Source organism: Arthrobacter oryzae (assembly GCF_031454875.1).
GTDB lineage: Bacteria > Actinomycetota > Actinomycetes > Actinomycetales > Micrococcaceae > Arthrobacter > Arthrobacter oryzae_D.
In genome coordinates this window covers 524,959-537,753 of sequence record NZ_JAVDRQ010000001.1, presented here as the reverse complement: position 1 = coordinate 537,753, position 12,795 = coordinate 524,959, and the positions used below count along the sequence as shown (strand labels likewise).

General features: G+C 65.6%; 14 protein-coding genes. 2 read left to right on the top strand and 12 right to left on the bottom strand.

Annotated features, from left to right (window positions below; all coding sequences use genetic code 11):
• Positions 1–23: 23 nt before the first annotated feature.
• The 12 genes from J2805_RS02550 to J2805_RS02495 form a co-directional block, all read right to left on the bottom strand.
• Positions 24–1,559 carry an FAD-dependent oxidoreductase gene (locus J2805_RS02550; protein ID WP_309968654.1) on the bottom strand — a complete coding sequence of 512 codons (1,536 nt, stop codon included), beginning with the start codon at positions 1,557–1,559 and terminating at the stop codon, positions 24–26.
• A gap of 42 nt (positions 1,560–1,601) precedes the next feature.
• The gene (locus tag J2805_RS02545) at positions 1,602–2,186 is read right to left on the bottom strand and encodes an HhH-GPD-type base excision DNA repair protein (protein ID WP_309968652.1); all 585 of its coding nucleotides are present in this window, start codon (positions 2,184–2,186) and stop codon (positions 1,602–1,604) included.
• A gap of 55 nt (positions 2,187–2,241) precedes the next feature.
• Complete coding sequence (locus J2805_RS02540; protein ID WP_309968648.1) at positions 2,242–3,321, bottom strand: HoxN/HupN/NixA family nickel/cobalt transporter; 1,080 nt, start codon at positions 3,319–3,321, stop codon at positions 2,242–2,244.
• On the bottom strand, positions 3,321–4,223 hold the full coding sequence (locus J2805_RS02535) for an urease accessory protein UreD (protein ID WP_396134190.1): 903 nt from the start codon (positions 4,221–4,223) through the stop codon (positions 3,321–3,323). The genes J2805_RS02540 and J2805_RS02535 overlap by 1 nt, the downstream gene beginning before the upstream one ends.
• Positions 4,220–4,837, bottom strand: coding sequence for an urease accessory protein UreG (gene ureG, locus J2805_RS02530; RefSeq protein ID WP_309968642.1), 618 nt, complete (start codon positions 4,835–4,837; stop codon positions 4,220–4,222). The genes J2805_RS02535 and ureG overlap by 4 nt, the downstream gene beginning before the upstream one ends.
• Positions 4,838–4,849: 12 nt before the next feature.
• Positions 4,850–5,521, bottom strand: coding sequence for an urease accessory protein UreF (locus J2805_RS02525; RefSeq protein WP_309969109.1), 672 nt, complete (start codon positions 5,519–5,521; stop codon positions 4,850–4,852).
• Between the two features lie 91 nt (positions 5,522–5,612).
• Complete coding sequence (gene ureE, locus J2805_RS02520) at positions 5,613–6,098, bottom strand: urease accessory protein UreE (RefSeq protein ID WP_309968639.1); 486 nt, start codon at positions 6,096–6,098, stop codon at positions 5,613–5,615.
• A 24-nt stretch (positions 6,099–6,122) separates the two neighbouring features.
• On the bottom strand, positions 6,123–7,880 hold the full coding sequence (gene ureC / locus J2805_RS02515) for an urease subunit alpha (protein WP_309968636.1): 1,758 nt from the start codon (positions 7,878–7,880) through the stop codon (positions 6,123–6,125).
• Complete coding sequence (locus J2805_RS02510; protein ID WP_309968633.1) at positions 7,877–8,224, bottom strand: urease subunit beta; 348 nt, start codon at positions 8,222–8,224, stop codon at positions 7,877–7,879. Before J2805_RS02510 ends, ureC begins: the two co-directional genes overlap by 4 nt.
• Positions 8,225–8,233: 9 nt before the next feature.
• Positions 8,234–8,536: an urease subunit gamma gene (locus J2805_RS02505; protein WP_307048333.1), complete on the bottom strand. Its 303-nt coding sequence runs from the start codon at positions 8,534–8,536 to the stop codon at positions 8,234–8,236.
• A gap of 197 nt (positions 8,537–8,733) precedes the next feature.
• Positions 8,734–9,036, bottom strand: a complete 303-nt coding sequence (locus tag J2805_RS02500; RefSeq protein ID WP_309968627.1) for a DUF4193 domain-containing protein — start codon at positions 9,034–9,036, stop codon at positions 8,734–8,736.
• 203 nt (positions 9,037–9,239) lie between these two features.
• On the bottom strand, positions 9,240–10,277 hold the full coding sequence (locus J2805_RS02495) for a LacI family DNA-binding transcriptional regulator (RefSeq protein WP_309968625.1): 1,038 nt from the start codon (positions 10,275–10,277) through the stop codon (positions 9,240–9,242).
• A 229-nt stretch (positions 10,278–10,506) separates the two neighbouring features.
• On the opposite strand from J2805_RS02495, the gene J2805_RS02490 reads away from it, so the two are divergent.
• Entirely contained in the window at positions 10,507–11,832 is a 1,326-nt protein-coding gene (locus tag J2805_RS02490) for an extracellular solute-binding protein (protein WP_309968622.1), read from the top strand.
• Positions 11,829–12,794: a carbohydrate ABC transporter permease gene (locus tag J2805_RS02485; RefSeq protein ID WP_396134189.1), complete on the top strand. Its 966-nt coding sequence runs from the start codon at positions 11,829–11,831 to the stop codon at positions 12,792–12,794. The genes J2805_RS02490 and J2805_RS02485 overlap by 4 nt, the downstream gene beginning before the upstream one ends.
• Position 12,795 lies beyond the last annotated feature (1 nt).

Sequence of the window (12,795 nt, the reverse complement as noted above, 5' to 3'; positions counted from 1 at the left end):
GCTGCCCCGGGCAGGCGGGCTGCTCAGCTGAGGTCGGCCGGTAACGTGCCGGCAGCGAGGTTGCGGGTGGCGGGGCCCTGGATGACGGTACCGTCTGTGCTGAACCGGGACCCATGGCACGGGCAGTCCCAGGTCACGTCCGCCGGGTTGAACTCCACGGTGCAGCCCAGGTGGGTGCAGACGGCCGATACGGCGCTGACGTTCCCCGTTGGCCCGACGTAGACGGCGGTCTTCGCCCCGTCCACGTCCACCACGTTCCCTGCACCCCGAACAAGGTCCGACCTGCTCGGAACGGCGCCGCTCGACGCGGGGGCAGTTTCGGTGACGTCCTCCGTAACGGCCGGGGCGGCGTCAGTGGCAGCTGCGTCCGGCGTGATTTCAGAGACTCGCGTGCTGTCAAACACTGCCGCCCACGGGTTGGGCCGGCCGCACAGCGTGTCCCGGAGGATCAGTGCCGCTGCCGTGCCGTTGGTCAGGCCCCATTTGCGCAGTCCTGTGATCACGTGAATATGGCGGGACTCCGGAGACATCTGCCCGACATACGGCAGCCCGTCAGCAGGCATGGCGTCCTGGGTGGACCAGCGGTAGGCGATCTCGTCGACGCCCAGGCGGTCACGGGCAAACCCGCTGAGCCGCCGGTACCGCTCGGCGGAATCGGTGCGCTCCGACGCGGGGTGGCCTTCCCCGCCGGCCAGTACGTAACTGGTGCCATCGAGGTCGATGGTCAGGATGGAGCGCATCGGCTGGTCCGCGCTGAGGAACGTGGAATCCAAAGGAGGAAGAGCCGTGCGTCCGGCCACGATATAGGAGCGGTGCAGGTAGCACCGCTCATCAAAGATTCCCTTGTCCTCAATGGGCATATTCGTCGCCACGATGATCTCCCGGGCCCGGACCGAGCCCCGCTCCGTGTCCACCACTGCCGGGGAACCGTCCCGGAACCCCGTGGCGGGCGACTCCTCGAAGATAAAACTGCCCTCCCCGTCGACGGCGCGTGCCAGGCCCTGCACGTACCTGAGCGCGTGGATCTGTGCCTGGTCATCGAAGCGGACCGCGCCCTTAACCTCGAAGGGCAGGGGGACGTCGGTGGTGAATGACGCAGGAAGCCCGAGGCTGGCTGCCAGCGCAGCTTCTTCCCGGACCAGATCGAGCGTGGCTTCTGATTCGGCGTACGTGTAGTTGGATACCCGACGGAAGCCGCAGTCGATGCCTTCTTCGGCAACCGTGGCGGCCACGTGCTGAATTGCGGCTTGGTTGGCTTCTCCGTACATGCGGGCCGTCCCTGCACCGTGCCGGCCGGCAAGTTCCGTGTAGGCCAGCCGGTGCAGGGAGGTGACCTTGCCGGTGGTGTTCCCCGTGACTCCGGTGCCAACGCGGGCCGCTTCCAGCACGGCCACGGTCTGGCCTGCGCGTTTGAGGGCCAGCGCAGCGGTCAGGCCCGCGATGCCGCCACCGATCACGGCTACATCGACCTCAACGTCCGCGTCGAGGGCTGCGTAGCCCGTGGATGCGCTGGTGGCCGCCCAGAGGGAGGCGAACTTGCCTGCTGGCTGCTCACTCACGGTATCCGCCTTCCATCCAGTAGTGCTTGACTTTGCCGGCTGTCAGTCCCCGGCGGTCTTCGCAGCCTTGGCAGCGGCCTTGGCGGCCTGCTTGCTGGCTCGCACCTTGCTCAGCGATTCCGGATCCACAATGTCGGCGACGGAAAGGAAGGCGTCCTCCTGGCCGTAGTGCCCGGCGGCCTCGCGCCAGCCTTCCGCTTGGAGGCCGCATTGCTTCCCCAGAAGCGCCAGGAAGATCTTCGCCTTTTGCTCGCCGAATCCCGGCAGGGCCTTGAGCCGGCGCAGCACCTCCCGGCCGTCGGGGTTGCCCTGCGTCCAGATAGCCGTGGCGTCCCCGTTCCAGTCGCTGTGCACCGTCTCGGCCAGGGCCTGGACTCGTCCGGCCATTGATCCGGGGAAGCGGTGCACGGCGGGCCGCTCCTTGAACATTTCGACAAAGCCCTGGGGGTCGTACCCGGCGATCGCCGCGGGGTCCATGGATCCGATGCGCGTCCGGATCTTTTCAGGGCCGGCAAAGGCCGACTCCATGGTCACCTGCTGGTCAAGCAGCATTCCGGTGAGCAGCGCAAACGCGTCGTCGCTGAGTAGTTTGTCGGCAGCGGGGTCTCCCGTGATGTGCAGTTCCATGCGTCCTATCCTCCCATCCGCCTGGGCCGGCGTCATGGGGATGCCTGGGTTGCGGCTAGGCGGGTTGTGAACGCCCCTTCAGCCGGCCCCACAGGGCAACGGCACCCCACACTGCCAGCAGTACAGCGACGAGGAGCAGGCCGGCGTCGCCCAGGTCCACCGCACCGAGCCAGGTGGTCAGGGGGTCCTCCAGGCCAAAGGCCGTGTTGAAGAATCCGCCCAGGGTTATGGCCGAAACGAACAGGGCGGACACAGCCGAGATGCCGGTGATCAGGGTGTTGAAGCCGAGCTTCCGTTGCGGATTGTGGATGGCTGATCGGTACATGCGCATCATGGCGACGCCGTTCGTGGTGTCGAAGAGCGTCATGGCCGCGGTGAATGCCAGCGGGAGCGCCAGGAGGACCAGCGGGGAGACTCCGGCGAGGGAGGCCGCCGTCGTCATCACCAAAAGCCCGATGGTGGTGGCGGTATCGAAACCCAGCCCGAACAGGAAGCCGATTACGTAGATGTTCCGCGGCCGCTGGACCCGGGCCAGCGGTTTGGCCAGCAGTCGCGCAACGAATCCTGTCGCTTCCAGGTCCCCGTCCCGCAGTTCGCCGCCGCCCTGCACGTTGCGGTACGCACGTGCGGCGCGGAGGAATGCCGAGCCGTTGAACAGGCCCATGGCCAGCAGGAACAGCCCGGAGACACCGCTGCCGATCAGGCCCAGCACCAGGTTCCCGGTGGTGCCGTCCTCCATGAACTGGCCCACCATGGCTGCGCCGCCCACCACCAGGACCCCGGCCAGGATCACCACCGAGCTGTGTCCCAGGCTGAACGCGAAGCCGACGCTCACGGGGTCCTTCCGCTGCGCCACGAACTTCCGCGTCGAGTTGTCGATCGCGGCGATGTGGTCCCAGTCGTAGCTGTGTTTGATGCCCGCCAGGTAGGCGGTGAGCACCAGGCCCAGGGCCAGCGGCTGTCCCGCCGCCGTTTCGGCCCCAAGGCTTCCGCCCCGCAGGCTTCCGGATAGGAGAAGCACGACGGCGGCAATATGCAGCGCGGCCACCGCACCATACGCGAAAAGCATCCGGGTCCGGAGCGGCAGCTGCTCACGCTCCCGGTACATGGTGGCGAACTGGGCCAGGGTGGTCATCAGTACTTCCTCAGGTTCAGGGGCTCCTGCCCGTGCCAGCGTTCACGCAGGAGGGCAGTACACGCACCCAGCAGCCGGTTGAGTTCCTCCGTGGAGTCGGACAGCGACCGCAGCACCAGGCCGGTTGTTCCGCCGATGGATGCGGTCAGAGACACGCCGGTGCAGGCGTCGTGTCCGGCGGTAAGTGCATGGAACTCGTCGGCGAGGCCCTGGTCCACACGGGGATCCACCACCACCAGCGACCCCAGGTGGCTGCGGCCTTCCATGAACCCCATTCCGGTGACGTCGTTGAGGGGCGGCCGGATCAGCAGGTTGTCCAGGGCGAGCAGCTCGGTGCCACCGGAGGTTTCCACGTGGATCTCGGTGCGGAGCCGCAGTTCCTCGTACCGGAAGGACGCCCCGTCCGGGGACCACCCCGGCGTGACCACTTCCGCCATCACCAGGCCCGACGACGGGCGGACGGTGATGTGCGTATTCTGCCGGTAGCTGGCCTCCCGGTAGGCGATCAGCTGGTCCGGAGCAAGCTCCAGCTGCGCCCCCTCCCCCAGCCGCAGGGTCATCCGCTGCTCGGCAAACGACCCCGGCGTCCGGTAGATCTTCGTGGCGGACTGCGTAGTCAGCAGCAACCTGGCACCCTCACCAACCTCCACGTCAAGGACATAAAGATCGGCCCCGAGATAGGCCCCGCCCGGGTTGACCAGCACAAAACAGACCTGCCCGGAATCATCCAGGTAATGCGGGCGCAGAACCCGCAAGGCGCCGCGGTGGTACTGGTGGGCAGCCACGGACCTGCCCCCGCGCATCTCGACCCGCAACTCAAGCTCCCCTATCGCCGGTGATTGAGCTTGTCGAAATCCCTGGGTCTCGACAAGCTCGACCACCGGGGCCGCCGTCGTGCTCATTGGGCCAGGTCGAGCATCAGGACGTCGCGCCGCACCCATTCGATGACGGCGTCGAGGCCTTCGTCGGTCTTCAGGTTGGTGAAGCAGAACGGCTTGCTGCCCCTGAACTCGCGTGAGTCCCGCTCCATCACGGCGAGGTCCGCTCCGACGTGCGGGGCGAGGTCGGTTTTGTTGATGATGAAGAGGTCGGACTTGATCATGCCCTGGCCGGCCTTGCGCGGGATCTTCTCGCCCTGCGCCACGTCGATGATGTAGATCGAGAAATCGACCAGCTCGGGGCTGAACGTGGCGGAGAGGTTGTCGCCGCCGGATTCCACGAAAATCACCTGCAGGTCCGGGTGGCGTTTCTTCAGCTCCTCGATGGCAGCGGTGTTCATCGAGGTGTCTTCGCGGATGGCGGTGTGCGGGCAGCCGCCGGTTTCGACGCCGATGATCCGGTCCTCGGGCAGGATGCCGTTGGCGGCCAGGATCTTGGCGTCCTCGATCGTGTAGATGTCGTTGGTGATGGCGGCCATGGAGATCTCACGGCTCATGTGCCGGGTGAGCCGCTCCACGAGCTGGGTCTTACCGGCGCCGACCGGTCCGCCGATGCCGATCTTGATGGGTTCAGCCATTCTGTCCTCCTGCTAGCTCATGAACATGCGGGCACGTTGACGCTCGTGCCGCATCTGCGAAATTTCCAGTCCGGGGCTGACGGCCCCGAAGTCGTCCGGCGCCAGGCGGGCGATCCGTTCGACGGCGGCAGCGACGTCGTCGGCCGCTTTCCGCAGCAGCCGCTGGCCGGCGTTCTGGCCGAGCGGAATGGCGCGGACCGCGTTCTGGGTCAGCGAGGTGACCGCGGCGAAAAGGTACGCGGCGAGCGCTTCGGGGAGCGGCACTGCCAGGGAGCGGGCGACGACGGCGAACGCCAGCGGCTGGTGGCCGGCGGCACGGCCGGTGGTCACCAGCTGCCGGTAAACGTTCAGTTCCGGGGAAGGGAAGACCTCGGAGCCGATCTCCAGCAGCCTGGTGCCCATCTTGATGCTCGCCTCCCGCAGCTGCCGCGGCAGGAGCTGCGCCGTGAGCAGCGCATCCAGCTCGGCAACGTCCCAGCCCTCATACAGAAACCGGATGGCAAGCCCGTCGGAGTAGCTGAGCTGCTGCCCCACAAACGCGGAAAGCCACACCCCGAAAGACCCCTCGTCGTGAACCAGCCCGCGCTCAATGTACGTCTCAAACCCGAGCGAGTGGGCAAACGCCCCGGTAGGAAGAGCTGAGTCGGTCAGCTGCTGCAGGGCCAGCTGGTAGGACCCGGCAATTGAGCCCGACTCCACGGTGATTGAGCCCGTCTCCCCGGTGATTGAGCCCGTCGAAATCCGGTCTCGACAGGCTCGACCACCGGGCTCGGGGTCAGTGCGAGTGTTCGGCATGGCGGAAGGGGACGGGCATGACGCGTTCCTGGCGGTCGTAAGGCACTCCGACGTGTTTAAGGTAGTCCTCCACGGTGTGGTCGTACTGGCACACCATGACTTCGGCGCCGTACTCGGAGGCGGCATCGAAGAACTGGGCCTGCAGGTGCCGGTTCCCCAGCGAGTGCGCCACCACCCCCATTTCGTGGATGGTCCGCGGCGCCACCACCAGGACGTCTGTGGGGAGCACGGACACCACGATCATGTTGGTTTCGGCCACGTGCAGGATGTCGCCGTCGCGGAGGTCCCCGGAACCGGACGGCAGCCGGATGCCGAGCTCCTTGCCGTGGTCCGTGGTGACGCGCTGGATGCGCTTGACCAGCTGGGCGCTGGGCAGCACCACCTTCTCCGTATGCAGCCCGGCGAAGGCCGCGGTCTCAGCGGCGGGAAGGTCGTGCAGGTTGCCGAGGACTTTCTCGATGATCACGTGGGGCTCCGGGGGGTCGGGAACTTAGAAGAGGAAGTAACGCTGTGCCATGGGCAGCACGTCCGCCGGTTCGCAGGTGACGTCCTCGCCGTCCACGGTCACCTTGTACGTTTCCGGGTCCACCTGGATGTCCGGTGTGGCGTCGTTGTACTTGAGGTCGGCCTTGGTCAGCGAACGGATCCCGGAGACCGGCCGGATGACCTTCTGCAGGCCCAGCTCTTCCGGCACCCCGGCGTCGATGGCGGCCTGGGACAGGAACGTGATGGAGGATTGCTGCACGGCCTTGCCGAATGCGGCAAACATGGGCCGCATGGTCCGCGGCTGCGGGGTGGGGATGGAGGCGTTGGCGTCGCCCATCAGCGCGTAGGCGATCTGCCCGCCCTTGAGCACCAGTTCCGGCTTGACCCCGAAGAACGCCGGGTCCCAGAGCACCAGGTCCGCGAACTTGCCTTCCTCGACGGAGCCAATGGAGCCGGCCATGCCCTGCGCGATGGCGGCGTTGATGGTGTATTTCGCCACGTACCGCTTGATCCGGAAGTTGTCGCTCTCGGAGCCCAGACCGGCAGCCGAACCATGCTCGCCGGCCGCGCTATCTCCCCGGGGGTCCTTGAGGACGCCCCGCTGCTTCTTCATCTTGTCCGCCACCTGCCAGGTGCGGGTGATCACCTCGCCCACCCGGCCCATGGCCTGCGAGTCGGAGGAAGTAATCGAGAAGATACCCATGTCCTGCAGTACGTCCTCGGCGGCGATGGTCTCGGCGCGGATGCGGGAATCGGCGAATGCAACGTCCTCCGGGATGTCCGGGTTGAGGTGGTGGCACACCATGAGCATGTCCAGGTGCTCTTCGATGGTGTTGCGTGTGTACGGCAGCGTGGGGTTGGTGGAGGCGGGCAGGACGTTGGGAAGCCCGGCAATCCTGATGATGTCCGGGGCGTGGCCGCCGCCGGCGCCCTCGGTGTGGAAAGTGTGGATGACCCGGCCGCCGATGGCGCGGATGGTGTCCTCCACGAAGCCGCACTCGTTGAGGGTGTCCGTGTGGATGGCCACCTGGACGTCGTATTCGTCCGCCACCTCCAGGGAGTTGTCGATCGAGGACGTGGTGGAGCCCCAGTCCTCGTGGATCTTGAGCCCGATGGCACCGGCCCGGATCTGCTCGGCGAGCGGTTCGACGGCGGAGGCGTGCCCCTTGCCGAACAGGCCGATGTTGATGGGCATCCCTTCGGTGGCCTGCAGCATCCGCTGGATGTGCCATTTGCCGGGGGTGACGGTGGTGGCCTTGGTGCCTTCGGCGGGCCCGGTTCCGCCCCCCACCATGGTGGTCACGCCGCTGGCGAGGGCGGTGGGTACCTGGTCCGGCGAGATGAAGTGGATGTGGGTGTCCACGCCGCCGGCGGTGAGGATCTTCCGCTCTCCGGCGATGATTTCGGTGCTCGCGCCGATGACGATGTCCACGCCGTCGCTGATCTGCGGGTTGCCGGCTTTGCCGATCCTGAAGATGTGGCCGTCCCTGAGCGCAACGTCGGCCTTGTAGATGCCGGTGTAGTCAAGGATGACGGCGTTGGTGATCACGGTGTCCGGAACATCCTCATCCCGCAGGACCTGGCCGTTCTGGCCCATTCCGTCGCGGATCACCTTGCCGCCGCCGAACACCACTTCCTCGCCGTAGACGGTGAGGTCCTTCTCGATCTCGAGGAACAGTTCGGTGTCCGCGAGGCGGATGGCATCACCGGTCGTGGGGCCGTACAGGTCCGCGTACTGCCTGCGCGTCAGCTCGAAACTCATTTGGCCTCCCCCTTCGCTTCCTGCCGGGCCCTGCCGGCGTCGAGCGCGCCATTGACGGCATTACTCAGGCCAAAGACTTCGCGGCGGCCTGCCACCTCGATCAGCCGGACAGTCTTGCTGTCCCCCGGCTCGAACCGGGCCGCGGTGCCGGCCGGAATGTCCAGCCGGCGGCCGTACGCCGCCTCGCGGTCAAACACAAGGGCAGCGTTCGCTTCGGCGAAGTGGTAGTGCGAACCCACCTGAACGGGCCGGTCACCGGTGTTGACAACGACGACGTCGATTGCCTCGCGGCCGGCATTGACAACCACAGGAGCGGTGCCGAGAACGTACTCGCCCGGAATCATGGCCCGCCCCTATCGGATCGGATCGTGGACGGTGACGAGCTTGGTGCCGTCCGGGAACGTGGCCTCGATCTGGACGTCGTGGATCATTTCGGGCACGCCTTCCATCACGTCGTCGCGGCTCAGCAGCGTGGTGCCGTAGCTCATAAGTTCAGCGACAGTGCGGCCGTCCCGGGCGCCCTCGATCAGTTCGTAGCTGATGATGGCTACGGATTCAGGGAAATTCAGCTTCAGCCCGCGGGCCTGGCGGCGCCGGGCAAGGTCCGCGGCGACCACGATCATGAGCTTTTCCTGCTCACGGGGCATCAGATGCATCAGAAAATCCCTTCAACAGCCCGGCTCGGTCCTATGTTTATAAACCCGAAGGACCAGGCTTTGCCAGACCTGCCGGAGCGCTCCTGCCAGAGCACCTACCACTATGGTTCGTGACCACAGTAGGCCGGTCAGGTTTCCGTGAGATTTCCGGGGCCCGTCTCCCGGTTCAGGGACGGGCCGGGACCGTGTGGCGGCGTTTAGCCTTCACATTCAACGCAATAGGCGTGGCCGTTCTTTTCGCGGGCGATCTGGGACCGGTGCCGGACCAGGAAACAGGAGTAGCAGGTGAATTCGTCCTGCGCCTGCGGGATTACCTGGACTACGAGTTCCTCGGCGACGAATTCCCCGCCGGGGACCATGCCATCGTCCAGTGCGTCAGCCTCGTCCAGCTCTCGGACAACGCTGCGTGCGTCAGGGGCGTTCGCGGACTGGAGCGCTTCCAGGGAGTTGTCCTGGGATTCCTTGACGTCGGATCGTACTTCGTCGTAATCGGTTGCCACTTAGGGGGTTCTCTTTTCTAATGTTCTTGTCTGACGGCAATGCAACATACACCATTGCGCCCTTATTCCCTGCCAGTAAGACAGACTGCGTCGGAGATACGCGGGGGACCCGTCAAGTTTAGAGTGCATTCCTGCAAGTTAAGTACAGGCGCCCGAAGTCCGGGTAGCGGGAGCCCAGGCGGCTGAACCCCACGGAGGGAAAATCAGGCAGCGGGCGCCGCCGTCGAGTCCCGGACCACCAGCTCGGTTGCCAGCTCAACATGCGTTGATTCCAGGTTTTCGCCGTTGGCCAGCCGCAGGATGGATCGGAGGGCCGTACGCCCCATTTCCTGAAGGGGCTGCGCCACGGACGTCAGGCGGGGAACGGACTGTTCGGTGATGTCCGTCCCGTCGAAACCCACCAGGCTCAGCTGTTCGGGGACGTGGATTCCCTGCAGGCGGGCCTCGTCCAGGACGCCGAGCGCTATCGCATCGTTGCCGGCGAAGATTGCGGTGGGCCGGTCTGCGAGCGCGAACAGCTGGCGCGCACCGGCGACGCCAAAGGGGCGCTGGAAGTGGCCTGCCACGATGTAGTCGGGATTCGCCGGGATGCCGGCGGCACGCAAGGCTGCCAGGTAGCCATGCAGCCGGGCGACACTGCATTCTGCGGCCTCCGGGCCGCCCAGGAACGCAATTTTCCGGTGTCCCAGGGAGATCAGGTGCTCGGCGGCGGCCTTGCCCCCGGCCCAGTTGGTTGCACCGACGCTGACGAACCCGGAACGGGGCGGATTGAGGGGGTCAATGACCACCACGGGGATGTTCCGGCGCCGGAAGGATTCCAGCTGGCCGGGCGTGACCTCGGATGTCACCAGGATGAGTCCCTTGCGGCCGGCGTCAAAAAGCCGCTGGGACCATTGCTCGTGGTCCGTGTTCTGCAGCTTGTCCGGAGTCACGCTGCTCAGGACCACTTCCGCGCCCTCCTCTGCGGCGCAGCCGACAATCCCTGACATCACTTCAAGGGAGTAGGAACTGTCCAGCCCGTCAAAGACCAGGTCCACCAGCGCCGGTCCGGTGGACCGGACCCTACGCTGCATGGGCGACTCGTAACCCAGCTTCGTTAAGGCCTTCTGGACACGGGCCCGGGTGGCCTCCGCAACATCGTCGCGGCCATTGATGACCTTGGAGACGGTGGGCGTGGACACGCCAGCCAGCGCCGCGACGTCGGCCAGGTTCAACTTGGACTTCGGTGTCTTTGCAGGCATTCCACAAACTTTCTCGAAAAATTTCGGTAGCTGAAGTCTGCACCAACCGGCCTGCCGCCGTCAAGATTTGCCCAAAAACCCTTGACGCTGGGCCCCAAACGGGACTAGCTTCTATTTCAGTCAACGAATTAGTTGCGAAATATTTCGAAAACGTTCCGAGTCCCTGCTGCCGCCCGTCGGCACCCCAACCAGCGCCGCAAAGCCGCGGCACTTTTCAATGGAGATCAGAATGGAACCACGCCTTTCCTCACGCAGGTCATTCCTTGCCCTTGCAGCCCTCACTCCCCTGGCAGCCTGGACGGTGACGGCCTGCGGCACCTCGGGCCCGGGCACTGCCCCCGCCGGCGGCGCCACCTTCTGGTCCCTGACCGGAGAACCCAACGAGTCCATCCGGAAAAAGAGTCTGGACGCGTTCAATGCGGCCAATCCGGACTCCAAGATCGTGGCCACCGCCTTCCAGAACGACGCGTACAAGACCAAGATCAAGACCGCCATCGGTGCGGGCCAGGCTCCCACCATCATTTACGGCTGGGGCGGCGGAACGCTGAAAACCTACGCGCAGGCGGGCCAGGTGGAGGACCTCACCGGCTGGTTCGACGCGAATCCGGACGTAAAGGCCAGGCTCTTCCCGTCCTCCTTCGGCGCAGCAACCGTTGACGGCAAGATCTACGCCCTGCCCACCCAGACGGTGGCCCCGATCGTCTTCTACTACAACAAGGAACTCTTCGCGAAGGCCAACGCCCAGCCGCCCAAGACCTGGGACGAGCTGATGGCCCTGACCAGGACCTTCAATGACATGGGCGTTGCGCCGCTGTCGCTCGGGGGCCAGTCGCGCTGGACGTCCATGATGTGGCTGGAATACCTGCTGGACAGGATCGGCGGCCCGGAAGTCTTCCGGGCGATCTTCGACGGCAAGGCCAAGGCCTGGTCCGATCCGGCAGTGCTGGAAACCTGTGCCAAGATCCAGGAACTGGTATCCGCCAACGGCTTCATCAAGGGCTTCTCCTCCATCACGGCGGACAGCAACGCCGACCAGGCACTGCTGTTCACCGGCAAGGCAGCCATGATGCTGCACGGGGCCTGGACCTACGGAGGCATGAAGCACGACGGCGGCACGTTCGTGAAGGACGGCAAGCTCGGCTGGTTCGACTTCCCCACCATCAGCGGCGGCAAGGGCGATCCATTGAACACTGTGGGCAACCCCGCCCAGTACCTGTCCATCTCCGCGAAGGCCAGCGACGCGGAAAAGGATGCGGCAAAGAAGTTCTTCAAGGACGGCCTGCTGACCACGGACGAGATCACCGCCTACATCTCTTCCGGCGCGGTGCCTATTGTCCAGGGCATCGAGGACAAGCTCGCCTCCAGCGAGGACAAGGACTTCCTGAAGTACGTGTACACGCTGAGCAAGAACGCGCCCAGCCTGCAGCAGTCCTGGGACCAGGCCCTGAGCCCCACTGCCGCCGAGGCGCTGCTGAGCAACATCGACCAGCTGTTCCTCAAGTCCATCACTCCGGCACAGTTCGCCGAGAACATGAATGCGACGCTTGGGAAATGAGCGCCGGAGCACTCACAGCGCATGAATCTGTAGCGCCGGCCGGGACAGGGCGGGAACCTGCGGCCCGGGACCGCGCCGCCCGTGCCGGCAGCGCCCGCGGGGGATCCCTGGGCTGGATGGTCCTGCCCGCGCTGCTGTTTTTCGCGGTTTTCGCCGTCCTACCGCTCCTGGGCGTGGTTGCCCTAAGCTTCACCAACTGGGACGGCATCGGGGCCATCAGCGTGGCCGGTATGGACAACTGGCTCGCCGTCCTGGCCGATCCCGTGATGTACAACGCGGTCTGGCTGACCTTCGTGATCATGGTGGTCTCCTGGCTGGTCCAGACGCCCATCAGCCTTCTGCTGGGCACTTTCACTGCCGGCAGCCAGAAGTACCGGGCAGTACTGGCCGTGCTCTACTTCCTGCCGCTGCTGCTCTCCTCCGCGGCCATCGCGATCGCCTACAAGGCGTTGCTGGACCCCAACTTCGGACTGGCGGAAGGCCTCGGGCTGCCGTTCCTGGCCCAGGACTGGCTCGGCCAGCCCCAGCTGGTGCTGTTCCTGGTGATTTTCGTGATCGCATGGCAGTTCGTTCCGTTCCACACCCTGATCTACCAGGGTGGTGTCCGGCAGATCCCCAAGTCGCTCTACGAGGCTGCCGAGATCGACGGCGCGGGCCGGGTGAAGCAGTTCTTCTACATCACGGTGCCGCAGCTGAAATACACCATCATCACGTCCTCCACCCTCATGGTGGTGGGCTCGCTGACCTACTTCGACCTCATCTTCGTGCTCACCGCCGGCGGGCCGGGCAACTCCACCAGGATCCTTGCTTTGGACATGTACCTGACCGGGTTCCGGGCCAACCTGATGGGGCCCGCCAGCGTCATCGCCGTCATCCTGGTGGCCGTGGGACTCGGCCTTGCCCTGCTGCTGCAGCGGCTGGGCGGCAAGAACTCCGGCGGCAGCCAGCTGGAAGGACTCTAAA